At 72.2% G+C, this 26,358-nt stretch carries 32 protein-coding genes and 1 riboswitch; of the genes, 22 read left to right on the forward strand and 10 right to left on the reverse strand.

The features are described from left to right. The first annotated feature begins 133 nt into the window (after nucleotides 1–133). The 7 genes from DEJ09_RS01465 to DEJ09_RS01495 all read left to right on the forward strand — a co-directional run bounded on the left by DEJ09_RS01465 (nucleotide 134) and on the right by DEJ09_RS01495 (nucleotide 6,717). Nucleotides 134–841 carry an NUDIX domain-containing protein gene (locus DEJ09_RS01465; RefSeq protein ID WP_035808830.1) on the forward strand — a complete coding sequence of 236 codons (708 nt, stop codon included), beginning with the start codon at nucleotides 134–136 and terminating at the stop codon, nucleotides 839–841. An 8-nt stretch (nucleotides 842–849) separates the two neighbouring features. Further along, the gene (nadA, locus tag DEJ09_RS01470) at nucleotides 850–2,121 is read left to right on the forward strand and encodes a quinolinate synthase NadA (RefSeq protein WP_111046759.1); all 1,272 of its coding nucleotides are present in this window, start codon (nucleotides 850–852) and stop codon (nucleotides 2,119–2,121) included. Between the two features lie 32 nt (nucleotides 2,122–2,153). Continuing rightward, nucleotides 2,154–3,821 carry an L-aspartate oxidase gene (gene nadB / locus DEJ09_RS01475; RefSeq protein WP_111087414.1) on the forward strand — a complete coding sequence of 556 codons (1,668 nt, stop codon included), beginning with the start codon at nucleotides 2,154–2,156 and terminating at the stop codon, nucleotides 3,819–3,821. After that, nucleotides 3,818–4,720, forward strand: coding sequence for a carboxylating nicotinate-nucleotide diphosphorylase (gene nadC, locus DEJ09_RS01480; protein ID WP_111087415.1), 903 nt, complete (start codon nucleotides 3,818–3,820; stop codon nucleotides 4,718–4,720). The genes nadB and nadC overlap by 4 nt, the downstream gene beginning before the upstream one ends. A gap of 2 nt (nucleotides 4,721–4,722) precedes the next feature. Beyond that, a complete protein-coding gene (locus DEJ09_RS01485) occupies nucleotides 4,723–5,862 on the forward strand; it encodes a cysteine desulfurase family protein (RefSeq protein WP_111087416.1) in 1,140 nt (379 codons plus the stop codon). 79 nt (nucleotides 5,863–5,941) lie between these two features. Continuing rightward, nucleotides 5,942–6,208 carry a hypothetical protein gene (locus DEJ09_RS01490; protein WP_111233264.1) on the forward strand — a complete coding sequence of 89 codons (267 nt, stop codon included), beginning with the start codon at nucleotides 5,942–5,944 and terminating at the stop codon, nucleotides 6,206–6,208. 218 nt (nucleotides 6,209–6,426) lie between these two features. Beyond that, complete coding sequence (locus DEJ09_RS01495; RefSeq protein ID WP_110863438.1) at nucleotides 6,427–6,717, forward strand: hypothetical protein; 291 nt, start codon at nucleotides 6,427–6,429, stop codon at nucleotides 6,715–6,717. Nucleotides 6,718–6,739: 22 nt separating this feature from the next. Here DEJ09_RS01495 and DEJ09_RS01500 read toward each other — a convergent pair whose 3' ends face one another. Further along, nucleotides 6,740–7,207: an MSMEG_6728 family protein gene (locus DEJ09_RS01500; RefSeq protein WP_111087417.1), complete on the reverse strand. Its 468-nt coding sequence runs from the start codon at nucleotides 7,205–7,207 to the stop codon at nucleotides 6,740–6,742. Nucleotides 7,208–7,295: 88 nt separating this feature from the next. On the opposite strand from DEJ09_RS01500, the gene DEJ09_RS01505 reads away from it, so the two are divergent. Next, a complete protein-coding gene (locus DEJ09_RS01505; RefSeq protein ID WP_027466300.1) occupies nucleotides 7,296–7,892 on the forward strand; it encodes an NAD(P)H-dependent oxidoreductase in 597 nt (198 codons plus the stop codon). Nucleotides 7,893–8,090: 198 nt separating this feature from the next. Here the strand turns inward: DEJ09_RS01505 and aroQ are convergent, their stop codons facing one another. Next, nucleotides 8,091–8,534, reverse strand: a complete 444-nt coding sequence (gene aroQ, locus DEJ09_RS01510; RefSeq protein WP_027466301.1) for a type II 3-dehydroquinate dehydratase — start codon at nucleotides 8,532–8,534, stop codon at nucleotides 8,091–8,093. 142 nt (nucleotides 8,535–8,676) lie between these two features. Here aroQ and DEJ09_RS01515 point away from each other — a divergent pair, with 142 nt between their 5' ends. Both DEJ09_RS01515 and DEJ09_RS01520 read left to right on the forward strand, forming a co-directional pair. Further along, entirely contained in the window at nucleotides 8,677–10,347 is a 1,671-nt protein-coding gene (locus tag DEJ09_RS01515) for a sodium:solute symporter family protein (protein WP_071405106.1), read from the forward strand. Between the two features lie 22 nt (nucleotides 10,348–10,369). Further along, on the forward strand, nucleotides 10,370–10,705 hold the full coding sequence (locus DEJ09_RS01520; RefSeq protein ID WP_181433222.1) for a hypothetical protein: 336 nt from the start codon (nucleotides 10,370–10,372) through the stop codon (nucleotides 10,703–10,705). Between the two features lie 221 nt (nucleotides 10,706–10,926). Here the strand turns inward: DEJ09_RS01520 and DEJ09_RS01525 are convergent, their stop codons facing one another. Continuing rightward, on the reverse strand, nucleotides 10,927–11,571 hold the full coding sequence (locus tag DEJ09_RS01525) for a DUF3800 domain-containing protein (protein WP_146245651.1): 645 nt from the start codon (nucleotides 11,569–11,571) through the stop codon (nucleotides 10,927–10,929). On the opposite strand from DEJ09_RS01525, the gene DEJ09_RS01530 reads away from it, so the two are divergent. From DEJ09_RS01530 to DEJ09_RS01540, 3 genes are all read left to right on the forward strand, one after another. Beyond that, the gene (locus tag DEJ09_RS01530; protein WP_111087418.1) at nucleotides 11,552–11,968 is read left to right on the forward strand and encodes a VOC family protein; all 417 of its coding nucleotides are present in this window, start codon (nucleotides 11,552–11,554) and stop codon (nucleotides 11,966–11,968) included. The two genes, DEJ09_RS01525 and DEJ09_RS01530, sit on opposite strands and share 20 nt — an antisense overlap. A 37-nt stretch (nucleotides 11,969–12,005) precedes the next feature. Continuing rightward, the gene (locus DEJ09_RS01535; protein ID WP_111087419.1) at nucleotides 12,006–12,626 is read left to right on the forward strand and encodes a DNA-3-methyladenine glycosylase I; all 621 of its coding nucleotides are present in this window, start codon (nucleotides 12,006–12,008) and stop codon (nucleotides 12,624–12,626) included. An 87-nt stretch (nucleotides 12,627–12,713) separates the two neighbouring features. After that, entirely contained in the window at nucleotides 12,714–13,394 is a 681-nt protein-coding gene (locus tag DEJ09_RS01540; protein WP_111087420.1) for a DJ-1/PfpI family protein, read from the forward strand. A 171-nt stretch (nucleotides 13,395–13,565) separates the two neighbouring features. On the opposite strand, the gene DEJ09_RS01545 is transcribed toward DEJ09_RS01540, so the two are convergent. Both DEJ09_RS01545 and DEJ09_RS01550 read right to left on the reverse strand, forming a co-directional pair. Next, nucleotides 13,566–14,036, reverse strand: coding sequence for a GNAT family N-acetyltransferase (locus DEJ09_RS01545; protein ID WP_111087421.1), 471 nt, complete (start codon nucleotides 14,034–14,036; stop codon nucleotides 13,566–13,568). Continuing rightward, nucleotides 14,033–14,857, reverse strand: coding sequence for a LysR family transcriptional regulator substrate-binding protein (locus tag DEJ09_RS01550; protein WP_181433223.1), 825 nt, complete (start codon nucleotides 14,855–14,857; stop codon nucleotides 14,033–14,035). The genes DEJ09_RS01545 and DEJ09_RS01550 overlap by 4 nt, the downstream gene beginning before the upstream one ends. A 33-nt stretch (nucleotides 14,858–14,890) precedes the next feature. On the opposite strand from DEJ09_RS01550, the gene DEJ09_RS01555 reads away from it, so the two are divergent. Beyond that, nucleotides 14,891–15,280 (forward strand): DUF5997 family protein, encoded by a 390-nt coding sequence (locus DEJ09_RS01555; RefSeq protein WP_017888549.1) that lies wholly within the window; start codon nucleotides 14,891–14,893, stop codon nucleotides 15,278–15,280. A gap of 40 nt (nucleotides 15,281–15,320) precedes the next feature. Then, nucleotides 15,321–15,827: a hypothetical protein gene (locus DEJ09_RS01560; protein WP_111087423.1), complete on the forward strand. Its 507-nt coding sequence runs from the start codon at nucleotides 15,321–15,323 to the stop codon at nucleotides 15,825–15,827. Between the two features lie 50 nt (nucleotides 15,828–15,877). Here the strand turns inward: DEJ09_RS01560 and DEJ09_RS01565 are convergent, their stop codons facing one another. Both DEJ09_RS01565 and DEJ09_RS01570 read right to left on the reverse strand, forming a co-directional pair. Next, complete coding sequence (locus DEJ09_RS01565; protein WP_111087424.1) at nucleotides 15,878–16,327, reverse strand: phage holin family protein; 450 nt, start codon at nucleotides 16,325–16,327, stop codon at nucleotides 15,878–15,880. A 174-nt stretch (nucleotides 16,328–16,501) separates the two neighbouring features. Beyond that, a complete protein-coding gene (locus DEJ09_RS01570; protein ID WP_111054379.1) occupies nucleotides 16,502–17,977 on the reverse strand; it encodes an MFS transporter in 1,476 nt (491 codons plus the stop codon). 119 nt (nucleotides 17,978–18,096) lie between these two features. Here DEJ09_RS01570 and DEJ09_RS01575 point away from each other — a divergent pair, with 119 nt between their 5' ends. Next, nucleotides 18,097–18,663, forward strand: coding sequence for a TetR/AcrR family transcriptional regulator (locus DEJ09_RS01575; RefSeq protein WP_111087425.1), 567 nt, complete (start codon nucleotides 18,097–18,099; stop codon nucleotides 18,661–18,663). A gap of 9 nt (nucleotides 18,664–18,672) precedes the next feature. Continuing rightward, nucleotides 18,673–19,200, forward strand: coding sequence for an Lrp/AsnC family transcriptional regulator (locus tag DEJ09_RS01580; RefSeq protein WP_027466312.1), 528 nt, complete (start codon nucleotides 18,673–18,675; stop codon nucleotides 19,198–19,200). Between the two features lie 15 nt (nucleotides 19,201–19,215). Here DEJ09_RS01580 and DEJ09_RS01585 read toward each other — a convergent pair whose 3' ends face one another. After that, complete coding sequence (locus tag DEJ09_RS01585; protein WP_111087426.1) at nucleotides 19,216–19,647, reverse strand: GNAT family N-acetyltransferase; 432 nt, start codon at nucleotides 19,645–19,647, stop codon at nucleotides 19,216–19,218. 111 nt (nucleotides 19,648–19,758) lie between these two features. Between DEJ09_RS01585 and DEJ09_RS18000 the strand changes: the two genes are divergently transcribed. From DEJ09_RS18000 to ribH, 5 genes are all read left to right on the forward strand, one after another. Beyond that, complete coding sequence (locus tag DEJ09_RS18000; RefSeq protein WP_181433224.1) at nucleotides 19,759–21,072, forward strand: hypothetical protein; 1,314 nt, start codon at nucleotides 19,759–19,761, stop codon at nucleotides 21,070–21,072. A gap of 87 nt (nucleotides 21,073–21,159) precedes the next feature. Then, nucleotides 21,160–23,016 carry a hypothetical protein gene (locus DEJ09_RS01595; RefSeq protein ID WP_111087427.1) on the forward strand — a complete coding sequence of 619 codons (1,857 nt, stop codon included), beginning with the start codon at nucleotides 21,160–21,162 and terminating at the stop codon, nucleotides 23,014–23,016. A 320-nt stretch (nucleotides 23,017–23,336) separates the two neighbouring features. Beyond that, nucleotides 23,337–23,471: riboswitch (FMN riboswitch) on the forward strand. A gap of 94 nt (nucleotides 23,472–23,565) precedes the next feature. Continuing rightward, on the forward strand, nucleotides 23,566–24,219 hold the full coding sequence (locus DEJ09_RS01600; RefSeq protein ID WP_071247477.1) for a riboflavin synthase: 654 nt from the start codon (nucleotides 23,566–23,568) through the stop codon (nucleotides 24,217–24,219). Further along, nucleotides 24,219–24,908 carry a 3,4-dihydroxy-2-butanone-4-phosphate synthase gene (gene ribB / locus DEJ09_RS01605; RefSeq protein WP_084741376.1) on the forward strand — a complete coding sequence of 230 codons (690 nt, stop codon included), beginning with the start codon at nucleotides 24,219–24,221 and terminating at the stop codon, nucleotides 24,906–24,908. Before DEJ09_RS01600 ends, ribB begins: the two co-directional genes overlap by 1 nt. Next, nucleotides 24,905–25,384 (forward strand): 6,7-dimethyl-8-ribityllumazine synthase, encoded by a 480-nt coding sequence (gene ribH, locus DEJ09_RS01610; RefSeq protein WP_071406282.1) that lies wholly within the window; start codon nucleotides 24,905–24,907, stop codon nucleotides 25,382–25,384. Before ribB ends, ribH begins: the two co-directional genes overlap by 4 nt. A gap of 121 nt (nucleotides 25,385–25,505) precedes the next feature. Here ribH and DEJ09_RS18005 read toward each other — a convergent pair whose 3' ends face one another. Then, nucleotides 25,506–25,676, reverse strand: a complete 171-nt coding sequence (locus DEJ09_RS18005; RefSeq protein ID WP_017888559.1) for a hypothetical protein — start codon at nucleotides 25,674–25,676, stop codon at nucleotides 25,506–25,508. A 66-nt stretch (nucleotides 25,677–25,742) separates the two neighbouring features. Beyond that, the gene (locus tag DEJ09_RS01615) at nucleotides 25,743–26,291 is read right to left on the reverse strand and encodes a TetR/AcrR family transcriptional regulator (RefSeq protein WP_071406283.1); all 549 of its coding nucleotides are present in this window, start codon (nucleotides 26,289–26,291) and stop codon (nucleotides 25,743–25,745) included. Nucleotides 26,292–26,358 lie beyond the last annotated feature (67 nt).

Raw genomic sequence — 26,358 nt, forward strand, 5'->3', positions numbered from 1 at the left:
TAACCGCGACGGCCCTCCGGGAGTTTTCGGCCCCGTGACGATCTGTTTCCGGCTCGTGACGAGCGCACCGCGTCGGCAGTGATAGTGTCATCCCAACCCGAACACTTCGAGTCAGATTGACACTATCTCCACCATGGACGAAGCAGGCATCCGCGTCGCGGTCTCCACCGTGATCGTCGCACTGCGCCCGCACCCCGACACCGGGGCCCCGGCGCTGTGGATGCCGCTCGTCCGTCGCGTCGCCGAACCGTTCGAGGGTTCCTGGGCGCTCCCCGGCGGCTGGGTCGGCGACGACGAGGGGCTCGAGGACTCCGCGGCCGCCCGACTGCGCGAGACGACGAACGTCCAGCCGCGGTACCTCGAGCAGCTCTACGCGTTCGGTGACGTCGGACGCTCCCCGAGCCGCGTGGTGTCGATCGTGTACTGGGCACTCGTGCACCCGGACGAGGCGAACGTCGTGCCCGACGACTGGAACGTCCGGTGGTTCCTGGCCGACGAGCACCCGCCCCTCGCCTTCGACCACGACCGCATCGTCGAGTACGCCCTGTGGCGGCTGCGCAACAAGATGTCGTACTCGCGGATCGCGCAGGCGTTCCTCGGCGACCGCTTCACCCTCGCCGAACTCCGCGGCGTGTACGAGGCGGTGCTCGGCCGTGCACTCGACCCCGCGAACTTCCGTCGGCAGGTCGAGAAGACCGACGCGGTCCTGCCGACCGACGAGACCACGAGCGGGGGCCGGCACCGTCCGGCCCGGCTGTACCGCTCGAACCCCGACCTGGCCTACGCGGACAACGGCCCGCTGCAGACCGGGGCCGATCAGCACCAGCAGCGGAACCGATAGGAAGCCCCGTGTCCATCGCCACGACGATCGAACTCATCTCCAACGGCAAGGCCGGCGGCAGCACCTGCACGCCCGACCTCGCCATGCCGACGTGGGACTTCGACTCCCGCCCCGGGTACGGCCCGGGGTCGTCGATGTCCGACGTCATCCCGACGAGCGCCCCGCGCCAGGGCGTCCTGCCCGACGAGTACAAGACGACCCCGACCGACGAGCTCCACGAGCGCATCGAGCGGGCGAAGGCCACCCTCGGCGACCGGGTCGTCGTCCTCGGGCACTTCTACCAGCGCGACGAGGTCGTCCGGCACGCGGACTTCCTCGGCGACTCGTTCCAGCTCGCGAACGCCGCCCTGACGAAGCCCGACGCCGAGGCGATCGTGTTCTGCGGCGTGCACTTCATGGCTGAGACCGCCGACATCCTGGCGCGCGACGACCAGCGCGTGATCCTGCCGAACCTGGCCGCCGGCTGCTCGATGGCCGACATGGCCGACATCGACAGCGTCGAGGCGGCGTGGGCGGAACTGACCGCGGTGTACGGCACCGAGCCCGACGCCGACGGCCGCGTCCCCGTGATCCCGGTCACCTACATGAACTCCGCCGCCGACCTCAAGGCGTTCTGCGGTCGCAACGGCGGCATCGTGTGCACCTCGTCGAACGCCGCGACCGTGCTCGAGTGGGCCTTCGAGCGTGGGCAGCGCGTCCTGTTCTTCCCCGACCAGCACCTCGGCCGCAACACCGCGAAGGCGATGGGCATCAGCACGGACCTGATGCCGATGTGGAACCCCCGGAAGCCCCTCGGCGGCAACGAGACGAGCGACCTCGAAGCGGCGAAGGTCATCCTCTGGCACGGCTTCTGCTCGGTGCACCGCCGCTTCACCGTCGAGCAGATCGACCAGGCCCGCCGCGAGCACCCGGGCGTGCAGGTCATCGTGCACCCGGAGTGCCCGATGGCCGTCGTCGACGCCGCTGACCACGCCGGCAGCACCGACCTGATCCGGAAGACCGTCGCCGCGGCCACCGAGCCGACGACGTTCGCGATCGGCACCGAGATCAACATGGTGAACCGGCTCGCCGCCGAGTACCCGCAGCACACGATCTTCTGCCTCGACCCGGTCGTCTGCCCCTGCTCGACGATGTACCGGATCCACCCGGGCTACCTCGCCTGGGTGCTCGAGGCACTCGTCCGCGGCGAGGTCCTCAACGAGATCGTCGTCCCCGCCGACGTGCAGGCCGACGCCAAGGTCGCGCTCGAGCGCATGCTCGCCGCCAAGCCGCGCGGCTGAGACGCGGACCCGACCGAAGGAGGGAGACCACCGTGCACGTCGTCATCGTCGGCTCCGGCATCGCCGGGCTGACCGCAGCGATCCGCGCCAGTGCCCTGCACGACGTCACCCTGGTGACGAAGGGGGCGCTCGCCGACAGCGCCACCGCGTACGCCCAGGGCGGCATCGCGGTGGCGCTCGGTGCCGACGACTCCGCGGCGCTGCACCAGGCCGACACCCACGTCGCGGCGGCGGGCAGCGCCGACGCCCGGGCCGTCGAGGTCCTGTGCACCGACGGCCCGGCCCGCGTCCGCGACCTGCTCGCCCTCGGGGTGCCCTTCGACCGGTCGTCGGACCCGGCGACCCTCGACCGGTACGGCGACGACCTAGCCCGCGGGCGAGAAGCCGCGCACGGCCGGTGGCGCGTCGTGCACGCCGACGGTGACGCGACCGGAGCCGCCATCGAACGCACCCTCATCGCGGCACTGCACCGACGGCACGTCACGATCCTGGAGCGCACGAGCCTGACCGACCTGGTCGTCCGCGGCGGGGTGGTCGTCGGCGTCGACGTCCTCGACCTGCTCGGGGAACCCCGCCGCCTCGACGCGGACGCCGTCGTCATCGCGTCCGGGGGAGCCGGACACCTGTACCGCGAGACGACGAACCCCCTGGTCGCGACGGGCGACGGGGTCGCCGCCGCTTGGCGCGCCGGCGCCGTCCTCGCCGACCTGGAGTTCGTCCAGTTCCACCCGACACGGCTCGCCGTCCCCGGTGGCGGCCTGGTGTCCGAAGCCGTCCGCGGTGAGGGCGCCGTCCTCCGCGACGCCGCCGGGCACCGCTTCATGACCGACGTGCACCCGGACGCCGAGCTCGCCCCGCGTGACGTCGTCGCCCGGGGGATCGCTGCCGCGGTGCGCGACCAGGGCGGCGCACCCGTGCTCCTCGACGCCACCGGCCTCGACGCCGGGTTCCTGGTCACGCGGTTCCCCGGACTCACCCGGGCGACCCGCGCCGCCGGCTTCGACTGGACCCGCGAAGGCGTCCCGGTCGCACCGGCCGCGCACTACTCGATGGGCGGCATCGCCACCGACGCCGAGGGCCGCACCAGCCTGCCCGGACTCCTCGCCGTCGGTGAAGCCGCCTGCACCGGCGTCCACGGCGCCAACCGGCTCGCCTCGAACTCGCTGCTCGAGGGACTCGTCTTCGCGGTCCGCGCAGCGGACGCGGTCGCCGCACCGCGACCCGGCCTGCTCCGCCTGCGCGGGGACGCGGGTCTCCACGTCACCAGCGTGCCCCGAGCGGCCGACGCGATCCGCGCCTCCCGTCCGACCCTGCCTGGAGGCGCGACCCACCTCGCCGACGTGGGTGCCGTCCGGCAGGCGGTCCAGTCCGTCATGACGGACCGCGTCGGGCTGCTCCGTGACGCCGTCGGGCTGGCCAGCGCGCGCCGCGACCTCGACGCGCTGACCGCGCCGACCGGCGGCGGCGTGCGCGAGCACGAGGACCGTGCGCTCCTCGACCTGGCGCGACTCGTCGCGCTCGCCGCCGAGGCCCGCACGGAGTCCCGCGGGGCGCACGCCCGCACCGACCACCCCGACACCGACCCCACCGCCCCGGCCTCGTACGCCTGGGTCGCCGACCACACCGATGCACAGCCCGACGAGCACACGGACGAACGCGCCGACGGCTCCGCAGCCGTCCCGCAGGAGGTACCCGCATGACCACCGACCCCGGCACCATCCCGCCGCACGCGCTCCGTCGCGTGATCGAGACCGCGCTCGAGGAGGACGCGCCCTGGGGCGACGTCACCAGCGAGACCCTGATCCCCACCGAGGCGACCGCGACCGCGACCCTCGGCGCGCGCGAGCCCGGCGTGCTGAGTGGCGGCGCGGTGTTCGTCGCCGTGATGCACGCCGTCGACCCGGCGATCCACACCGTCGTGCACGTCGCCGACGGGACGCGCTTCGTCGCGGGCGACGTCCTCGCGACCGTGACCGGGTCGGCGCGCGCCGTGCTGCGGGCCGAACGGGTCGCCCTCAACCTGGTGCAGCGGATGTCGGGCATCGCGACGACCACCGCGGCGCACGTCGCGGCCGCCGCGGGCACCTCGGCGCGGATCGTCGACACCCGGAAGACGACGCCGGGCCTCCGAGCGCTCGAGCGGTACGCCGTCCGGTGCGGCGGCGGACACAACCACCGCACCTCGCTGTCCGACGCCGTGCTCGCCAAGGACAACCACCTGGCGGTGCTCCTGGCCGGCGGCATCGGCATCGGCGACGCGATCGCCCAGGCCCGCCAGCGGCTCGGGCACACCGTGCACGTGGAGGTCGAGGTGGACCGCATCGACCAGATCGAACCCGTCGTCGCGGCCGGGGTCGACACGATCATGCTCGACAACTTCACCCCGGACGAACTCGTGACCGGGGTCGGCATCGTCGCCGGCCGCGCGCTCGTCGAGGCCTCGGGCGGCGTGTCGCTCGACACCGTCGCGGCGATCGCGGCGACCGGCGTCGACGTCATCTCGGTCGGGGCGCTGACCCACTCGGCGCGGGCGCTCGACCTCGGACTCGACATCGACGTCGCGGTGCCCGAGCACGTCGCGGTGCCCGTGCGGGACTAGTCGTGTTCTACCTGGACCGCGCCGCCACCACCCCGGTCCGCCGCGAGGTGCTCGAGGCGATGTGGCCCTACCTGACGGGGGTGTTCGGCAACCCCTCGTCGACGCACGGGGTCGGGGACGAGGCCGCGCGGGGACTCACCGCCGCACGGGCCGCCGTCGCCGGGGTGCTCGGGTGCCGGCCCGCCGAGGTCGTCTTCACCACCGGCGGCACCGAGGGGGCGAACACCGCGATCAAGGGGATCGCCCTCGCCGCGCCCCGCGGTCGGCACGTCGTCACGAGCGCCATCGAGCACGAGGCGGTGCTGGAGAGCTGCGCGTACCTCGCCCGCTTCCACGACTTCGACGTCACCGTGCTGCCCGTCGGCCCGGACGGCCGCGTCGACCCGGCGGTGCTGCGCGCGGCACTCCGCCCGGACACCACGCTCGTCTCGATCGCGCACGCCGACAACGAGATCGGCACCGTGCAGGACGTCCCCGCGCTCGCGGCGGTGGCGCACGAGGTCGGGGCGCGGTTCCACACCGACGCCGTGCAGTCCGCGCCCTGGCTGCCGATCGGTCTCGGGGTGCTGGGCGTCGACGCGCTGTCGTTGTCCGGGCACAAGCTCGGTGCCCCGAAGGGCACCGGCGTGCTCGCCGTGCGCGCCGGCGTCCCGCTCGAGCCGCTGCTGCACGGCGGGGGACAGGAACGGGGGCGGCGGTCCGGTACCGAGGACGTGGCCGGTGCCGTGGCGGTGGCGACCGCCCTCGGGCTGGCGGCGGAGACGGTGCGGTCGGGGGAGGGCACGGCGACCACCGTGCGCGACGCGGTGCTCGACGGCGTGCTCGCCGCGGTCCCCGGAGCGTTCGTCACCGGGTCGCGGGAGCACCGGCTGCCCGGGCACGCGTCGTTCTGCTTCCCGGGCGTCAACGGCGAGACCGTCCTGCTCGAGCTCGAGCAGCGCGACGTGGTGTCGTCGTCGGGCAGTGCCTGTGCCGCGGGCAGCACCGAGGCCTCCCACGTGCTCACGGCGCTCGGGATCCCCGAGGACGTGGCGCGCACCGCGCTCCGCCTGACGTTCGACGCAGCACTCACGGCCGACGACGTCCCGGTCGTCGTCGGGGCCGTGGCCGACGCCGTGGCGACCGTCCGCGCCCTCGGCTGAGGTGTACTAGACGTTCTACTCCATCTCTGGGTACGTGTCCCCCCTTCTGCGGACAACCGATCTGCGTCAGAGTGTCGTCATGGCAAACGCGATGATGACCCGGACACGACGGGACGACCGCTTCCGAGCGGTACAGCTCCTGCCGGCGCCGGCCACCCTCGTCGCGCTCGCCCTGGCAGCGCAGCACGACCTCGGCACGGCCCCGCTCGGGATCATCGCCGTGGTCGGAGCGCTCGCGACCGCCGGGAGTGCCCTGCTCCCGATGGTCCGGCCAGCCGCCGCCCACCGGTCGATGCCCGCACCGACCGAGACGGACCGGTACCGAGAGGACACCGAACACCCTTGAGGTCCACCACCGTGCGGTTCCCCTGAACCGAGCCGCGCGGTGGACCCAGACCGGATGTCGACCCCCTGATCGACGTCCGGCGCGGGGCGCGACGTTCCCCCTGTCGTCGTGTCCCGCCGTACACCGCGATCCCGCCGTGGGTCGACGTCCGCACCCCTGAGCGGCGTCGGTTCCCCTGCAGCCCACGGCGGGATCCGGTTCCCCGGTAGCGTCGTCGCATGCCCTCGTACCGCGCGACCCTGGCGATCGGTGCCCTCGCACCCGGCACCGCCCCGGACGCCGTCCTGCCCGCCGCGGCCGCCCTCGTGCGCGAACACGCCGTGGTCGAGGCCGAGGACGTACGGCTGCTCCGTGGTGTCCCCTGTGCCGTCGTGCGCTTCGAGGCCGAGGACGACCGTGCCGCCGCGGCCGTCCGCGACGCCGCAGTCGACGGGCTGCGGGACGTGGTCGAGATCCGCTCCGACGTCGTCACCCGGCGCGAGGGCGGTCGCTGGATCCCCGTCGCCTGACCGCCGGGCGGTCGCCTGACGGTCAGCCGGTGTGCGTCGCCGGTTCGGGTGTCCCCGGCCAGACGTAGTCCAGGTCGTCCGGCACGTCCGGGAACAGCTCCCGGTAGTGCTCCGGCGCCTTCTGCACGAGCTTCGAGCGGTGCGAGACGTGCAGGGCCTCGTCGTCGTTCCACGGCGGGACCGGCACGTCGCCGCGCTCGTACGCCGCCAGGTCCTCCGGCACACGGCCCAGGTCGAGCAGGGTCTTCTCGAGACACGTGTCGGCGTACCCGCGCTCGGCCCAGACGCGGCACGTTGCCTCCTGGTACGCCATCAGCGCCGGACGGTAGCCGCGCCACATCGCCGTCACCGGGTGGTGCTGCCAGCCGTAGTCGGGGAGTGTCAGTGCGCGCATCACCTGCAGGGTCTCGACCCGCTGCTTGCCGAGCCGCCGGTCGTCGAGGACCTCGGCGGATGCCCGGAAGTCGGCGAACGGCAGGAAGGTCTGCATGGCGCGGACGCTACCCCGACCGACTGGCACCCGACACATGTCGTCACGAACGTGCCGCCCGCCCCGGCGGCGTGTGAGCATCGACCGCATGAGCGGAGAACTGGTCGTCGGCGTCAGTGGCAGCCCATCGGACCCCTCGCGGACCTCGACCCTGGTCGCGGCGACGGTGGCCCGGTTGGCCGAGGAGATCGACGGCGCCCGGACCGAGACGATCGAGATCGGCCCGCTGCTGGCCGACCTCGGAGCGGCGTCGGGTCGCGAGACGATGTCCGACCGCACCCGCCGGGCCCTCGAGACGGTGGAGGCCGCGGACGTGCTCGTCGTGGGCAGCCCGGCCTTCCGGGCGGCCTACTCCGGCGCCTTCAAGCTCTTCTTCGACTGGGTCGGGCAGTACGACCTCGTCGACACCCCGGTGCTCCTGACCGCCACCGGCGGCAGCGACCGGCACGCCCTGCTCGTCGAGCACCAGATGCGCCCGCTGTTCGGGTTCTTCCAGTCCACGACCCTGCCGCTCGGGGTGTTCGGCAACGAGCGGGACTTCACCAAGCGCGAGGGTGGCTACGACATCGCGAGCGTCGACCTGGAGCTCCGCATCGACCAGGCCGTGCGCCGGGCCGTGCCGCTCATCCGCGGCGGCTTCGCCACCGCCGGCCTGACCGACGTGCGGCGCCCCGCCGAGTTCTGATCCTCGTGCGCGCGCCCGGCACTTCCGGGCGTCCCTGGTGGTTCCGGGCGTCCCTGGTCGAAAGTTCTCACCAGGTATGCCCGGAACCACCTTGCATCGCGCGTGCCATGGGAAGGAACGGGCGCGACCCAGCGTGACCAGATGGCGGACGGGAGGCCCGTGGCGACGCCGCCACGGGCCTCCCGTCCGGTGGTTGGCTCAGCCGAGCAGGGACGCGACGTGCGCGACCGCCAGGCGGTAGCCATCGGCGCCCGCGCCGGCGATGACCGCCGTCGCGGCGGTGGCGACGTGGTCGACGTGGCGGAACGGCTCGCGCTTCCACGTGTTCGACAGGTGCACCTCGACGACGGGGACCCACAGGGCCTCCACCGCGTCGTGCAGCGCGACCGAGGTGTGCGCGTAGGCGGCGGGGTTGATGACGACCGCGGCGAAGTCGTCGAGGGCCTCGTGCAGCCACTCGACCAGCTCGCCCTCGCGGTTCGTCTGGCGGAAGTCGGCCTCGAGCCCGTGCACGGCCGCCTCGGTGTGCACGATCGCCTCGATCTCGGCGAGCGTCACGGTGCCGTACTGCTCCGGGTCGCGGCGCCCGAGGATGTCGAGGTTCGGGCCGTTGAGGACGAGGATGCGCGACGCGTCGGTCATGGGCCGAGCGTAGCGAACCGGGGGAGCGCTGCGCGGCTCGGACGATGCATGCGCTGGCTATGTGAACGGTCACAAATCGGTGTAACGTCTCCGTCCGAGTCGGCAGAGTTGTCGACTGCAACACACTGACGTGGAGATGTGAATGGTTCTCGCTGCAGCGAACGAAGGGATCCGGCTCGACTTGGGCTGGGTCGACTACCTGATGATCATCGTGTACTTCGCGGTCGTCATCGGGATCGGGTTCACCGCCCGCAAGCAGGTCCGGACGAGCATGGACTTCTTCCTGTCCGGCCGCTCGATGCCGGCGTGGATCACGGGCCTGGCGTTCGTGTCCGCGAACCTCGGCGCCACCGAGATCCTCGGCATGGCGGCCAACGGTGCCCAGATCGGCATGGCCACCCTGCACTACTACCTCGTCGGCGCCGTGCCCGCGATGGTGTTCCTCGGCCTCGTGATGATGCCGTTCTACTACGGCTCGAAGGTCCGCTCCGTGCCGGAGTTCATGCTGCGCCGCTTCGGCAAGGCGCCGCACCTGGTGAACGCGATCGCGTTCGCGGTGTCGAACGTGCTCATCGCGGGCATCAACCTGTACGCGATGGCCATCGTCATCGAGGCCATGCTCGGCTGGCCGGAGTGGCTGGCGATCATCGTCTCCGCAGGCTTCGTGCTCGTCTACATCACCCTCGGCGGGCTCTCGAGCGCGATCTACAACGAGGTCATGCAGTTCTTCGTGATCATCGCCGGGCTCATCCCGCTGACGATCGTCGGTCTGCACCGCGTCGGCGGCTGGGACGGCCTGTCGAAGGCCATCACCGAGACCCAGGGCGTGCAGCACCTGCAGGCCTGGGCCGGCACCGGCTTCGGAGACGTCACCAACCCGATCGGCGCCAACTGGCTCGCCATCGTGCTCGGCCTGGGCTTCGTGCTCGGCTTCGGCTACTGGACCACGAACTTCACCGAGGTGCAGCGCGCGTTCTCGGCGAAGAACATGTCCGCGGCCCGCCGCACCCCGCTCATCGCCGCGATCCCGAAGCTCTTCATCCCGGCCATCGTCGTGATCCCGGGCCTCATCGCCGCGGCCGTCGTGGGCAATCAATTCGCCGACGGCACGCTGACCTACAACGACGCGATCCCGAAGCTCATCCAGATGTACCTGCCGACCGGTGTGCTCGGCATCGCGGTGACCGGTCTGCTGGCGTCCTTCATGGCCGGCATGGCGGCGAACGTCTCGTCGTTCAACACCGTCTTCACCTACGACATCTGGCAGCGCTACATCCGCCCGAACATGCCCGACCTGCACTACCTGAAGACCGGCCGCTGGGTCACCGTCGTCGGCGTCGTGGTCGGCATCGCGACCGCGTTCATCGCGGCCCAGGCGTCGAACATCATGACGTACATGCAGACGCTGTTCTCGTTCTTCAACGCACCGCTGTTCGCCGTGTTCATCCTCGGCCTGCTGTGGAAGCGCATGACGACGCAGGGTGCGCTCTGGGGCTACGTCCTCGGCATCGTGACCCCGACGATCACCTGGATCGCCTACCTGGTCAACCCGGACCTGTTCGCCACCGCGACCGCGGAGACCCTGTACGGCGCGATCATCTCGTTCGTCACCGTGCTGGTCGTCGGCTTCGTCGTCTCGATGCTCACCAAGCCGAAGGACGAGAAGGAGCTCGGGGGACTCGTCTACGGCGTGGGCAAGATCGACCTGCACGGCGACTCGGTCGCGACGGACACCGCCTGGTACCGCTCGCCCGCCCTGCTCGGCACCGTCGCGCTCGTCCTGTGCGTCGTCCTGTACCTCCCGTTCCTCTGATCCGCGAAGGAGACCACTTCTCATGAGTGACACCACCACCCCCGGCGCGATGAGCGAGGAGCAGAAGGCAGCCCTCGTCCGTTCCACCCGCCGACTCGACCTGCGCCGCATCCTCGGCGGCCTGTTCGTGCTCTACGGCGTGATCACGACCATCGTCGGCATCGTGCACTGGAACACCGACCCCGAGAAGACCGGCGGGATCCACATCAACCTGTGGGTCGGGATCTCGCTGCTCGTCGGCGGCGGCCTGTTCTTCCTCTGGGACCGCCTGAACCCGGTGCCCGCCGAGGACATCATCGGCCAGGCCGAGGCCGAGTCGCACCAGCGTGCCGCGGGCGAGGGGCGCGAGCTGGCCTGAGGCCGTTCGGGTCGGGCGTCCCCGGCCAGACGCGGAACGACGAAGTCGCTGTCGGACGACAGCGACTTCGTCGTTTCCGGCCGCGGCGGCCGGCGCCTTGACCGGGGCCGAGCGTTGCGGGTAGCATTGATATGTCGATCGGGTGCTGCTCGGTCGAAAGTGATCCTCGGATGTCCTGCAGCCAGCGCGGGCCCGAGGATTTGCGCTTTCCGGGGCTTCCGTCAGGAGACCAGGATCGGGCTCGACAGTCCGTGATCTCCGGCGAGGCCGGCAACATGAGCCCCGCAGGCGATGTCAGCCAACGCGAGGAGCGGCTCCTCGGACGGGTTGAGGTGCTCGAACCGCACTCCGTGACCGACTCCACGATCGCGGAGCGCATCGAACATTGCTCGGTCATCCTTGTCCCGAGCGGGTCCGCGTGTCTCGAGGACCACGTGCCCGACCTTTCGCAGCTCCAGTTCGTGCACGAGGCGTTCGATGCACCGTCTTCGCCGACGTTCCGTCCGTGCCACGGCGCCGTCGTACCGGACCACGATGACGGCCACCGCATGCCGGAGGAGATCGAGCCACGAGATGCGCTGGCTCGGCAGCGCCTCGTACCAGTGCAGCTTCCGCATCCGCCTCGGAGTCGCCGCTCGGACGTCAGCACGCGCGGCGTCGCTGATCGAGACTGAGATGATCACCGCCGCGAGGACGTACGCGGTGTGGTCCCGTCCACCGCCGGGTTCTGACTCGTCCACGTACGCCCGCATCCAACCAGCATATTGTGTACCGGTTGGTTCCCCCACGAAACGGTTGCGCGCTGGACCGAGTGGGTCCAGGTTGAGCGTGACGAAAGGAACCGCCATGGACACGATGGTCTTCATCAACCTGCCCGTCACGGACCTCGAGCGCTCGAAGGCGTTCTACGAGGCGCTCGGGTACTCGATCAACCCGGCGTTCAGCGACGACACCGCGGCGTGCGTGGTGGTGTCCGACACGATCTCCGTCATGATCCTGACGACAGCGAAGTTCGCCGAGTTCACGGACAAGACGATCGCCGACGCCGACACGATCGAGGTCATCAACTCACTCAGCGCCCCGTCGAAGGAGGACGTCCACCGCGTCGTCGACGCCGCGGTCGCTGCCGGCGGCATCGAAGACCGCCCGGAGATGGACCTCGGCTTCATGTACCAGCGGAGCTTCACCGACCCGGACGGACACCGCTGGGAGTACGTGTGGATGGACGAGCAGGCGACGCAGGACGGCCCGCCCGCCGAGTGAGTGATCGGCTGTCGGCGGCGCCCGCCAGGATGGTCGCATGAGCACCGAGCCCGTCGACGCCCCGCCCGTGCCCGACCTCGTCACCGGCGACGACGGCCTCGCCCGGCCGGTCTGGGCGTCGTCGGACGAGCTCCTCCGCGAGTACTACGACGGCGAGTGGGGCATGCCCGTCCGCGACGAACGCGGGGTGTTCGAGCGGCTCTCGCTCGAGGCGTTCCAGTCCGGTCTGTCGTGGCGCACGATCCTCGCGAAACGACCGGCGTTCCGGGCCGCCTTCGCGGACTTCGACGCCGACACTGTCGCAGCCTTCGGCGAGGACGACGTCGCACGGCTCATGGCCGACGCCGGGATCGTCCGGAACCGCGCGAAGATCCTCGCGACGATCACCAACGCGAACGCCACGATCGCCCTGCGGCAGGACGGCGGGCTCGCCGACTTCGTGTGGTCGTTCCGGCCGGCGACCACGCCCGAGCCTCGGTCCTCCGCCGAGGTCCCGACGAAGTCCGATGAATCCCTCGCCCTGTCGAAGGCGCTGCGGAAGCGCGGCTTCGCCTTCGTCGGGCCGACCACGATGTACGCCCTGATGGAAGCGCTCGGCATCGTCGACACCCACCTGATGGGCAGCCACCGGCGCGGGACCTCCGGCGTCTGGAGCTGACGGGCAAGCCCAGCCAAGCTGAGCCCCGCCCACGGACACGAGCAGGCCCGAGAACGAGAACGAGAACGCCGGGACTATGGTCACGACATGGCCGACGACATCCGGATCGCGTTCCTGCTGTTCCCGCACCTGACCCAGCTCGACCTGACCGGTCCGGCGCAGGTCCTCAGCCGCGTGCCCGGCGCACGCGTCGAGTACGTCGCGGCGACGCTCGACCCGGTGCCGAGCGACTGCGGCTTGGCGCTCGTCCCCACCGTGACGATCAGGGATGCAGGCCCCGCGGACGTGCTCGTGGTGCCGGGAGGTGACGGTGCCTTCGACGCGATGCTCGACCCGGACGTCGTGGCCTTCGTGCGGCGCCAGGCCGAGCACGCGACGTGGATCACCTCGGTGTGCACCGGCGCCTTCGTGCTCGGCGCCGCCGGGCTGCTCGCCGGCAGACGCGCGACCACCCACTGGGCCTCGAAGCCGATGCTCGAGGCCTTCGGCGCGCAGCCGGTGGACGCCCGGATCGCAAGGGACGGTGCCGTCGTCACCGCCGCCGGGGTGAGCGCGGGCATCGACATGGCGCTGTGGCTCGCCGCCGAGCTCGCTGGACAGCCCGCGGCCGAGGCGATCCAGTTGCAGATCGAGTACGACCCGCACCCGCCGTTCGACCACGGATCGGCCGAACGCGCCGACGCCGTCGTCGTCACCCGGGCCCGCGCAGCAGCCGAGGAGTCGCGCGGCGCGAGGGTGACCCGGGCCGCCGCAGCCGTCCTGCGCTGACGCGGACCTTCACTCGGTCACGAATCCCCGCTGGCCTCCGCCGAGTGGTCACGACACGTCGTTCCGGGCGCGGCCAGTCGACACTTCGTGACCGCTCGGGACCATGCACGCGGGGTGTTGTGACCCGAGCAGCCGCAGCAGCAGCAGCAGCCGCCGCGCGGCCGCCGCGCGCTAGACCAGCGGCTTCCGCATCTGCGCCGACGTCACCTGGTACCCGAGCGCCGCGTAGAGCTCCTGCGCCCCGGTGTTGTAGCCGAACACGTTCAGCCCGATGCTCGTCGCGCCGTGTTCCGCAGCGACCCGGTGCCCGAGCTCGAGCGCCCGCCGTGCGTGCCCGCGGCGCCGGTGTGCCTCGTCGATCTCGACGTTGAACACCCACCAGTCGGTGCTGCCCGGCGTGAGCGGTCCGATCCACAGGTACCCGATGACGGTGTCGTCCTGGTCGGTGACGTCCCACACGAGGTGCCCGTCAGCGGGGGACCCGCCCGGGAACCAGCGGTCCCGTGACTGCTGCTCGTTCGCCTCGGCCTGCTCGCGGGTCTCGCCCGCCTGCATCCGCGACTCGACGTACTCGGCCATCGTGCGCTGGAGCCAGGCCGGGAGGCGCGTGGCCGGCATCGGTGCCAGCCGCGTGTCCGTCATCGGTTGCCCTTGGAACCCCGGCTCGGCTTCCCGCGCATCTTGCCGCGTCCGGGTGTCGGCCCCTTGCCGGTGTTCGACTTCTTGCCGGCGCCGGACTTGCCGCTGCCGGGCGACTTCGCCTTGGCCTTGCCGCCGGCGCCCGCGGCGCCGCCCTTGGAACCCGACGCACCCGACCCGCCGGACCCACCCGACCCGCTGGACGAGCCCTTGGCACCCGGCCCTGCCTTGGCACCGCCACGAGCCGGACGCGAGTCGTCGTCGGCGTCGCGATCCGGGCCTCCTGGCTGGCGCGAACTGTTGGCGGTCCGCCCGCGCACCACGCCGATGAACTCCTCGGTGGTCTCGGTGGCGTCCTCGTCCCGCCAGACCAGCGCGATGCGCGTGCCCTCGGCGTCCATGAGCGGACGACCGACCAGGTCCTTGCGGCTGGCGGCGCGGAACAGTGACTGGGGCAGCACGACGACGCCGACGTTCGCCTCGACCAGGTCGAGCGATCCGTCGATGTCGGCGGGCACCGGGCCGGCGTCGATCACGTGGACCTCGGCGTCGGCGAGGTCGACCTCGGCGAGTTCGGCGAGGGGGGAGTCCTTGGGCATCGCGACGACGGCGGTCTCGGTCCAGAGCGGGATGGCGTTGTGCTGCTCGGACACGGGCATGCGTGCGAAGGCCATGTCGGCCTCGCCGGCCAGCGTGTCGTCGACGTCGTCGGCGCCGATCGGCCGCAGCCGGAGCTCGACGGAGGGGAAGCGTTCCCGCCAGACACGGGCCCACTTTGCGGGGGAGACCCCCGGCACGAAGGCGATGGTGAGAGCCGCGGTCATGCAGACGAGCATAGGGGCCGTACCCTTGTCCTCATGGCGCAGGAACAGACCATGAAGCCCGAGACGGCTGCGAAGAAGCTCGGCATCTTGCTGACGGCGGCTCCGGAGTCCTTCCAGAGCGCTCCCCTCACGCGGACCGCCTTCGACGAGCTCCGCACCGAACCCCCGACCTGGCTCGAGGACCTCCGACGCGACGGCCCGCACCCGCGACCCGTCGTGGCGCAGAAGCTCGGCATCTCCATCTCCGGCCTGAGCCGTGCGGGGATCGACGACGCCCTGACGACGGCGGACATCAAGACGCTGCTCGAGCAGAAGCCCGAGTGGCTCGTCCGCGAGCGTGCGACGCAGGCCGCCGTCCACGCCGAGAACGCCCGCGTGAAGCAGGAGCGCGCCGCCAAGGCCGCTGCCCGCGCCGAGGACTGACCCCACCCCGCACCACTCCGCCGCACCGAGGACGCCCCACGTGCACGAGACCGTCGCCGACGCCATGCTCGTCGTGCCGCAGTTCGCGTCCGTGTGCTGCATCGTCGGTGACCGCTACCGACCGCGGCCGGGCGTGATCGTGCCGGCGGGCGTGATGCTCGTCGCGATGCTCATGCCCGTCGTCGACGCCGGAGCGGTGTGGACCCTGTTCGCCGCGACCCTCCTGCTCCTGCTCGCGCCGTTGCCCGTGATGCGTCGCCGCCGCGCCGACGGTCGCCGCGCGGAGCCGATGGACGTCCACCGCGCGCTGTCCGCCGTCGTGATGGCGGGGATGCTGCTGATGGGCCACGCCTCGGGCGTCGCCGGCGACCACGCGGGGCACGGCATCGCCCTGTCCGCGGTGCTCGGCGCCGGCGTGATCGGCTACTGCGCGTTCAGCGGCTGGCTGCTCCGGTACGAGTGGGGCCGCGAGGACCGGCGGGCCGTCCGCAGCGGCGAGGTCTTCGCGATGACCGTCGTGGTGGTCGGCATGACCCTGGCGATGTAGCGGAGCGAGCGCTGGCGGTCGCGGCCCCCGCAGCAGGTCCGTCGGGTCCGTCAGTCGCGCGCGGCGCTGTCCGTCGGGGCGTCCGCCGCGTGCGTCACCCGCTGCTTCGCCGCCTGGATCGTGTCCTTCGGCACCGGCGGCACACCCCGCCGGATCCCGCGCAGGCCGACGACGAACAGGATCGCGGTCACGATCGCGAACACGACGAAGGTGATCCCGGTGGCCGCCCACAGCGGCAGCGCCAGGGTGAGCAGCGCCACTGCGAAGCCGGCCAGCGCGACCAGGGTCGTCAGGGCGAACCCGACGGCCACCCCGGTGAGCACCAGCCCGGTCTTCACACCGCTCGCGCGCTCGCCGATCTCGCGCCGCGCCGAGGCGACCTCCTCGCGCACGGCGCGCAGCACCGGCTCGAGGGCCTTCTGCACGAGTCCGGCGGTCACGGTGTCGCGGAACGACGGCCGTCCGGGAGCGGTGGTGTCGTCGTGGTCGGTGCTGCTCATGGGGTCTCCTGTCCGGGCGCGGCGGTCCGCGTCCCCTGACAGGACGCGACCGGTCCGATGATCGTCACGCTGACTCGCGTGCGCCCGGTGCGTTCCCAGGTTGCGCAACGGACGGGAGGCCCGCCCCGCGTCGTCGACGCTGGACGGGCCTCCCGGGTGGTCGGGCACACGGCCCTACTCGGCGACCTCCTCGAGGTCGTCGATCCCACGGGCGGCGGCCGCTGCGCGGCGGGCACGCATCGACGGCGCGGCGACGGCGGCGAGCACGGCCACGACCGCCACACCGGTGCACGCCCAGAACCCGATGGTGAAGGCGTCGTCGGTGGGCAGTCCCTGCGGCGTGCTGTGCGAGGTGATCAGCGCGGCGATGACTGCGGTGCCGACGCTCGAGCCGATGGTCCGGACGACCGTGTTGGCGCTGATGGCCTCACCGGTCTGGTTCGCGGGGACGCTCTCGATGATCGCGTTCGAGCAGGCGGCGAGGGCCATGCCGATGCCGATGCCGGTCAGGACGCCGGAGGCCACCACCTGCCACAGCTCGGCGTGTGCGATCGCCGGCAGCACGAACGCGGCGACGATGGCGAACCCGCCGATGAGCATCGGCGGCTTCGGGCCGACCTTGCGCACCAGGATGCCCGCGATCGGCCCGGCGACGACCATCATCACGACGGTCGGCAGCAGGAAGAGACCGGCCTGGGTGACGTCCTTGCCGAAGCCGTAGCCGAGCGCCGTCGGGAGCTGCAGCAGCGTCGGCACGAGGACGAAGGTGCCGAACATCGCGAACCCGAAGACGAGTGCGACGACGTGGGCGGTCCAGACGCCACGGACCGCGAAGAGCCGGACGTCGATGAGCGGCTCGGCGACCCGGAGCTCGACCAGGACGAACACGACCAGTGCGACGGCGCCGAGGACCAGCAGACCGATGGTCTTGCCGTCGCCCCAGCCCCAGGTCTCGCCCTCGCTGACGGCGAGCAGGATGGCGACGAGCGACACCGCGAGGACGAACGTGCCGGCCATGTCCAGGCGACCGGGCTTCCGCACCGGGGACTCCGGCATGCCGAAGACCGCACCGAGCAGGGCGATGACGACGAGCACGGCGGGGAGCCAGAACAGCCAGTGCCAGGACAGGTGCTCGACGATGGGCCCGGCCGCGACGATGCCGACACCGGCGCCGATGCCGAAGATCGCCGACAGCAGACCGATCGTGACGCTGACCTTCTCCTTCGGCAGCTCGTCACGGACGATGCCGATCGACAGCGGCATCACGGCTCCGGCGGCACCCTGCAGCGCGCGCCCGACGATCAGCACGCCGAGGTTCGGGGCGAGGGCGGCGAGCACGGCGCCGACGAGCAGGATCGACAGCACGACGATCAGGACCTTGCGCTTGCCGATCATGTCGCCGAGGCGACCGAGGATCGGCGTGAGCACCGAGGCGGAGAGCAGGTACGCGGTGAGCACCCAGCTCGTCGCACTGGTGGAGGCGCCGAGGTCCTGCCCGATGGTCGAGAGCGCCGGGGCGACCAGCGACTGCAGGACCGCGAAGGACAGGCCGCCGAGGGACAGGTAGACGATGATCGCCGTGCTGTTCGGACGGCGTCCGTCGGTGGTGGGGTGCGAGCCGGTCCGCGGGCTCTGCATGGTGTCGGTCATCGTGCTCCGTGTCGTCGTGGTCGTCGATGTAAACAATTGCTGACATGACGAGCGTACGCGTTCGAGAGGGCATGTCAACGCTTGCTTACATCCCTGTGAGGACAGGTAGGCTGCGCTCCATGAGCAAGGACGCCGCGGCCACCCGACTCCTGCTCGTGCAGGCCGCCCGGCGTCGGTTCGCCTTCGACGGGTACCGCGCGACGACCGTCCGCGACATCGCCGGGGACGCCGGGGTGAACGTCGCCCTGATCAACCGGTACTTCGGTTCGAAGGAGGGGCTCTTCCGCGCCTGTCTCGACCGCGTCGTGCGCGACCTCGGAGCCGAGGAGACGAGCCAGCAGGGCCTCGAACGGGCGCTGACCGGCATCATCACGCACATCGTGCGCGCCCCGACCGACGACGACTCCCTGCAGCTGATGCTCCTGCTCCGGTCCTCCGGCGACGACGGCGCCGATGCCATCCGCCGAGAGACGCTGCGCCGGTACGCCGAACGGCTCGCGGGTACGGTCGGCGGCGCCGGGGCCGAGGAACTGCTCGTCCGTGCCGAGATCGCGCTGGCGGTGGTGCTCGGGATGTCGATGCTCCGGCAGTCCACCGCGGTGGAACCGCTGGCATCCGCCGACGACGCCGTCGTGTCGGCCGCGCTCGAGGACGCCCTCCGCGCCCTGCTCGCGCCGTCGCGGTAGCGTCGAGGCGTGTCCGACCGTCCCGCACGTCGCCCCGACCCCGCTCCGCGCCTCGACGAGGTCGACGAGCGCATCCTCTGGACGCTGTCGGCCGATGCCCGGATCCCGAACAACCGGCTCGCGGCCGCCGTCGGCATCGCGCCGTCGACCTGCCTGGCACGGGTCCGTGCGCTCGAGGACGCCGGGGTGATCCGCGGCTACCGAGCCGAGGTGGACGTCGCCCGGCTCGGGTTCTCGATCGAGGCGATGGTGTCCGTCCGGGTGCACGCCGCGGCCCGCCACGAACTGCGGGACTTCGCCAAGCGCCTCCTGCGGGTGCCTGTCGTGCAGGACGTTTCGTTCCTGGCGGGGGACAAGGACTTCCTCGTGCACATCGCGTGCGAGTCGACCGAGCAGCTCCGGGACTTCGTGGCCGACGAGCTCAGCGGTGACCCCTCCGTGGCGACGACGCAGACGAACATCGTGTTCGAACGCCTCGTCGCCGACCGGGCCACCCAGGGCCGCTCCTTCGACGAACTCCGGCGCTGGCGGGCCTGACGCGCGGAACCCGGGTCAGCGCTTCCGGGTCATCGGGATGTGCGGGATGCGGTCCTCCAGGTACTCGTCGCCCGAGCGCACGAAGCCGAAGCGGCCGTACCACTGCTCCAGGTGCGACTGGGCGCCGAGGGCGATGCTCGGCGAGCGCGACTCGACGATCGCGGCCTCCATGAGCTGCGCGCCGAGGCCCTGGCCGCGGGCGTGCTTCGCGGTGGCGACCCGGCCGATGCGCTCGGTGCCGTCGGGCTCGCGGAGCAGGCGGAGCGTCGCGTCCACCGAACCGTTGCCGGTCCAGAACTGCACGGTGCCGGGCTCGAGGTCACGGCCGTCGATGTCGCCGTACGCGGCCTCCTGCTCGACGACGAAGACGTCCTGGCGGAGCCGCAGGATCTCGTGCAGCGTGACGATGTCCAGGTTGCGGGTCGGAGCGTTGAAGATCGAGACCACGGACGGCCCTTCCTGAGAATTTCTTCCGAAACAGGGTGTGTTCCGGACCGGATCGGCGTACATTGCCGGTCAACCACTCTACGTGCGCAGCCGAGATCAGGAGGTGAGCGCATGGACCACCCGTTGCGCGCACCCTGGCGCGCCGCACTCCGCATCGTCCTGCTGGGCGTCGGGACCCTCGCCGCCCTCGTGCTGCTGTCCCTGCTCCTCGGCGCGCGACCGGCCTCCGCCGCGACGACCTCCGCCGCACCGACCGAGCAGCGCGGACTCGTCGGTAGCGTCGTCGACGGCGTCGGCGGCACCGTGCAGGGCGTGACCGGTGAAGTCGGCAAGGTCGTCGGCGGCGTGACGGATCCCGTCCGCAAGGCCGTGGCACCTGCACCCGCACCTGCTGCGCCCGCTCCGGCCCCCGCGCCCGCACCTGCTCCGGTGCCCGCAGCGCCCGCACCGGCACCCGCAGCCCCCGCTCCGGCTCCCGCAGCCCCCGCGCCGTCGAGCCCTGCTCCGGTCGCGACCACACCGGCTGCCGAGCCCTCCACGACCGCCCCTGCGGCCCACCCGGCCACGCGCCCGGTGCGACAGGTCGTCGACCAGGTGAGCAGCGCCTCCCGGCCGGTCACCGACACCGTCGCGAACGTCCTGCGCCCCGTCACCGGCACCGTGGAACGCGTCACGGACGCGCGCCCCGTGACCGCCGTCGTCGACACCGTCGACGACGTGGTCGGCGGCGTCCCGGTGGTCGGCACGGTCCTCGGCGACGACACGCTCGGCACCGTCACCGGCCCGGTCGCGGGCCTGGTCGACGACACGCTCGGCTCGGTCGGCACGACCGTGGGCACCGTCCCCGACGTGGTCGAGGGCGTCGTCCCGTCCGTCGGCGGCACCCTGCCAGGAGGCACGGCCCCCGTCGTCGACGTCCCCGCGCTCCCGGTGGGCGGCGGTTCGAACCCGTCCGCCGGGCCCGTCCCGTCGGTGCCGGTCGCGAACGCACCCGTCCGGCCCGGAACCGTCGCCCCGCAGGGCGCCACGGTGCCCGCCGCACCCGCACCCGCACCCGCGCGCCTCGCCGCCGATGCCGTGGGCGACCGCGCAGCCGGACTCCGCCCGTCGGAGCCGCTCGCCGCAGCCGCCACGACGGCCACGGCCGGCCCGGTCGTCCCGGCCGTCGAGCCGCAGGACGCGACCCTCGGCGGACACGCGCTGCTCGTCCCCGCGGACGGCGAGGGCCACGGGCTCCCGTTCGACGGAGCCGACGCCGGCGTGCTCGGTGGCAGTGCCTCCTCGACCTCCGGCGGCGCAGCAGCCGTCGGCATCGTCGGCTCGACCGACGACATCGTCTCCCTCGCCGCGGGGTCTCGCGGCACGCTCTCCGACGACGCGGTCCCCGGATCGGTCGTCGGCGAGCACGACGTCGCCCCTGACTGAGATCGGTGCGCCTGTCCGCCACGGCAGGCACGCACACATCCCGGCTGCGTCCGCGGTCGGTGACGATCTCGATCAGGGAGTACGACCATGAACAAGTACGTCTCCAGAGGGCTCTGGTTCGCCCTCTTCGTCGGCGGGCTCACGCTCGGCGGCACGGCTGCGGCGAACGCGGCCACGACATCCGGTGCCGACGGCACCGTCTCGGGCACCCAGGTGGCCCCCGCCGTCGACGCCCCGGTGTCCCTCGGCGGCAACGCGATCGCCGTGCTCGGCGACGCGGTGTCGACGGCGACGGGGTCCACGCCCGCCGCTCCGGCGACTGCTCCGGCCACGACCGCTCCTGCCCCCAGCACCTCGGGCCAGGACGGCACGCTCTCGGGCACCCAGGTGGTGCCGGACGTCGCGGCCCCGGTGGCGGTCGGTGGCAACGCCGTGGCCGTCGCCGGTGACGCGGTCTCGGCCGCCGCACCCGCACCCGCGGCAGCTCCGGCGCCTGCAGCACCGGCTCCGGCTCCGGCGCCTGCTGCCCCCGCTCCGGCTCCTGCCGCTCCTGCCGCTTCCGCTCCGAGCACCTCGGGCGAGGACGGCACGGCCTCCGGCACCCAGGTCGCTCCGGCCTTGACCGTCCCCGTGACGGTCTCCGGCAACGGGATCGGCGTCCTCGGTGACGGCACCTCGACGTCGACCGCCCCGACGGCGGCGACACCGGCGCCGGCTGCCGAAGCCCCGTCGGCGCCCACCACCTCGGGCACCGACGGACTGCTCTCCGGCATCCAGGTGACCGGTCTGGTCGACGTCCCGGTGACGATCGGTGGCAACGGCATCGGTGTCCTCGGTGACGGAACCGCGACGGGCACGGCGCCCGCCGCGGGTACGGGTACCGGAACTGCTCCGGCGGCCGGCGGTTCGACCTCTGGTTCGGACGGCACGGCTTCGGGCACGCAGGTGTCGCCGGTCGTCTCGATCCCGGTCACGGTGGCGGACAACGGCATCGGGGTGCTCGGTGACGGGACCGCGACGGGCACGGCGCCCGCGGGTACGGGTACCGGAACTGCTCCGGCGGCCGGTGGTTCGACCTCTGGTTCGGACGGCACGGCTTCGGGCACGCAGGTGTCCCCGGTCGTCGACGTCCCGGTGACGATCGGTGGCAACGGTATCGGCGTCCTCGGTGACGGCACGAGCACCGGCGGCGCCACGGCTCCGGCCACCGGCACGACGACCCCGGCGGCCGGTGGTTCGACCTCGGGTTCGGACGGCACGGCTTCGGGCACGCAGGTGTCCCCGGTCGTCGACGTCCCGGTGACGATCGGTGGCAACGGCATCGGCGTCCTCGGTGACGGCACGAGCACCGGCGGCGCCACGGCTCCGGCCACCGGCACCACGACCCCGACGACCGGCGGTTCGACCTCCGGCGACGGCGGCCTGCTCTCCGGCACCCAGGTCACCCCGGTGATCAGCCTGCCGATCACGATCGGCGGCAACGGGATCGGCATCGTCGGTGACGGCACCAGCTCCACCCCCGGCACCGGCACGAACCCCGGGACCGACCCGGGCACGGACCCGGGCACGGACCCCGGTACCGACCCGGGCACGGACCCCGGTACCGACCCCGGTACGGACCCCGGTACCGACCCGGGCACCGTCCCCACCGACGGGACGGGCATCGACACCGGCACCACGCCCGGTACGGTGACCATCCCGGTGGGCGTGGTCGACGTCGTCGAGCCGACCCGGGCCTCCACTGCGGGTGTGGTTACCACCACGACCGCTGCCACCAGCGGGGTCCGCACCAGCGCCGGGACCGTCGCGTCAGCCGCCGCGGCCGGTGACGGCCAGCCGGAGCTCGCCTACACGGGAGCCGGCTCGCCGGTCCTGCCCGCCGGGTTCGCGCTCCTGCTGCTCCTCGCCGGAGCGGGCGCGCTCGTGCTCCGTCGTCGGCACTGACCGGCGGGTGATCGAGGGGCGTCACACCGTGGCGCCCCTCGTCACCATGCCCGGAGGGGCGTGCGCGTTCCACGACAGAACACCGGAGGATCGACGGATGTCCTGTCGGAACATGTCGGCGCATCGGATGCGTGTGCATGTTCCGACGGACCGCTCGTCGATCGACTCGTGCATCGTCGCAGTGCGGACGCCGGACGCCGGACGCGGGCGCCGGACACCGCGGGCGCCACGTGCTCACCGCGCCCGGGGAGACGTCCGGTTACGGCGGCGCTGCCACCGTGGCGCGGCCGTCAGCGGCCTGGGGTATCGTTCCGACTACGCAAGCGCTCCGGGGTCGGTGTAATTCCGAGCCGGTGGTGACAGTCCACGAACTGATGACGGGTGCGAACCCGACAGAGGTTGACCCGGTGGGATTCCGGGACCGACGGTGAAAGTCCGGATGGGAGGCGCGCTGGGCGGACAGGACGACCCCACGACCCGTGGGGTGCGACCCGTCCGTCGATGCCGACGATCGTCGAACGCCCCCGGAGTCCCGTTGAGAGGACACCAGTGTTCACCGGCATCATCGAGGAACTCGGCACCGTCACCGCCGTCGAGCAGCAGGGCGACTCCGTCGCGCTCACCGTCCACGGCCCCGTCGTCGTGCAGGACGCCCGGCACGGCGACTCGATCGCGACGAGTGGTGTCTGCCTGACCGTCGTCGAGCAGACCCCCGAGACCTTCACCGCCTTCGTCATGAAGCAGACCCTCGACATGAGCGCCCACGGTGCACTCCGGGTGGGTGACCGCCTGAACCTCGAGCGCGCCGCCTCGGTCGGCGACCGCCTGGGCGGGCACATCGTGCAGGGCCACATCGACGGCACCGCCACGGTGCTCGAGACGGCCGACGGTGACGGCTGGCGACGCGTGCGGTTCTCGCTCGCGCCCGCACTCAGCCCGCTCGTGGTCGACAAGGGCTCGATCGCGCTCGACGGCGTCTCGCTCACGGTCAGCGCGGTCTCGCCCGAGGACACCGCGCCCGACGCGGCCTGGTTCGAGGTGAGCCTGATCCCCGAGACGCTCGAGGCGACGACGCTCGGGCTCCGCGTGCCGGGTGACCGGGTGAACGTCGAGACCGACGTCCTGGCACGGCACGTCCGCCGCATGCTGCGGCTCGACGCCGCGGCGCAGTCGCTCGAGACCGTCGGATCGGAGGCCCGGTGATGGTCGCCGAGGCCGGTGCCGTCCCGCAGGCACTCGGGTTGTCGAGCATCGAGGCCGCGATCGCGTCGATCGCCGCCGGTCGTCCGGTGATCGTCGTCGACGACGAGGACCGCGAGAACGAGGGTGACGTCATCCTGTCCGCCGAGCTCGCCTCGCCGGAGTGGATCGCGTGGACCGTCGCGCACTCGTCCGGGTTCATCTGCGCGCCGCTCAGCACCGAGATCGCCGACGCCCTCGACCTGCCGCCGATGGTGGCGCACAACGAGGACGTCCGCGGCACGGCCTACACGGTCACCGTCGACGCCGCCGTCGGTGTGACCACCGGCATCAGCGCTCATGACCGTGCCCGTACGCTGCGGGTCCTCGCCGACCCGACCTCGGTGCGCGACGACCTGCACCGACCCGGACACGTGGTGCCCCTGCGCGCACGACCGGGCGGGGTCCGGGAGCGCGCCGGGCACACCGAAGCAGCGATCGAGCTCGTCACAGCAGCCGGGCTCCGGCCCGCTGCGGCGATCTGCGAGATCGTCGACGAGGACGGCAGCATGATGCGGCTGCCGGCGCTCGTCGCACTCGGGGCACGCGAGGGCGTGCCCGTCATCACCATCGCCGCGCTCGCCGAGTGGCTGGACGCGGCAGACCGGGCGGCGGCAGCGACCGCAGCGCCCACGGAAGGAACGACACGATGAGCGGAGCAGGCGCGGCGGACCGCGACCAGGTCGACGGCACCGGGATCCGGGTGGCCGTCATCGCCGGACAGTGGCACGACACCATCGCCGCGGGCCTGCTGGCCGGCGCACAGCGCGAGGTCGAGCGGCTCGGGGCGACGGCCGAGGTCATCCCCGTTCCCGGCAGCTTCGAGCTGCCCGTGGTCGCGAAGACCGCGCTCGAGGCCGGTTTCGACGCGGCGGTCGCGCTCGGCGTCATCATCCGCGGCGGTACCCCGCACTTCGAGTACGTCTCGGGTGCTGCGACGAGCGGCCTGACGCAGGTCGCGATCGACACCGGCAAGCCCGTCGGGTTCGGCGTGCTCACGCTGGACGACGAGCAGCAGGGGCTCGACCGAGCCGGGCTGCCCGACTCCAAGGAGGACAAGGGCGCCGAGGCCGCACACGCGGCGATCAGCACCGCGGTGACGCTGCGGTCCCTGCGCCTCCCGGTCTGAGGCGCCGGACACGCCACACAGAACGGCCCCGCACCGGTGAGGTGCGGGGCCGTTCTGTGTGTGCTGATCAGTGCTTGCTGGCCAGCGGCGATGCTTGCTGGCTCGCGGCAGTGCCTGCTGGCTAGCGCTTGCCGAACACGTGGATCGGCAGGAAGAAGGAGAGGCTCATCAGGAGCACGCCGGCCATGAAGACGAAGGCCTGGCCCGACTCGACCTGGAAGGCGAACCCGAACAGGTACATCGACACCAGCAGCAGCAGGATCGAGAAAACAGCGGCGATGACGCGGCCCACGGGATACCTCCGGGTGTCGACGAGTGGATCGTTCCCCAGTCTATCCCCAGCCGGGGGTGTGCCGGTTCACGCTCCGGGTCGCGTCGCGATCAGACGGTCGACGACGGTGAGCAGGGTCTCCATGTCGACGCTGCCCCGCTTCGGTCGCACCTCGCTCGCGGCACCGAGCGAGGCCTGGTGGTACAGCCCGTCGCCGAGGAGCTTGACGGCCTGCGCGGTCGGCTCGTCGCCGAGGGCGTCGACGAGGGTCGCGAGCCAGGCGTTCTCCGTGTCGTCGAGGGTGCGTCCGGCCTCTTCGTAGCCGGCCTGCTGCAGGCGGCTCGCGGCGAGCAGGGCGAGGTCCAGCTCGCTGCCGACGAACAGGCAGTTGCGGACGAAGTAGCGCGCGGCACCGTCCTCGGCGTCCTGCATGCGCTCGACGTCGATCGCGGACAGGTCGGACAGGCGTTCGCAGAGCCCCTCGACCAGCGCGGCCTTGGAACCGAAGTGGTAGAGCAGGCCGCCCTTCGAGACACCGGCGCGCGCGGCGACGGCGTCGAGCGTGGCGGGACGCTCGCCTTCCTCGCACACGATGGCGACGAAGCTGTCGAGGACGCGGTCGCGGGCACTGGCCATGCCCAGAGTCTAGGAGCAGTTCCGGGGGTCGCGGACGCCGGCTCCTCCGCCGCCGCCGTGAACGCTC

The organism is Curtobacterium sp. MCLR17_055 (genome assembly GCF_003234305.1).
Classification (GTDB): Bacteria; Actinomycetota; Actinomycetes; order Actinomycetales; family Microbacteriaceae; genus Curtobacterium; species Curtobacterium flaccumfaciens.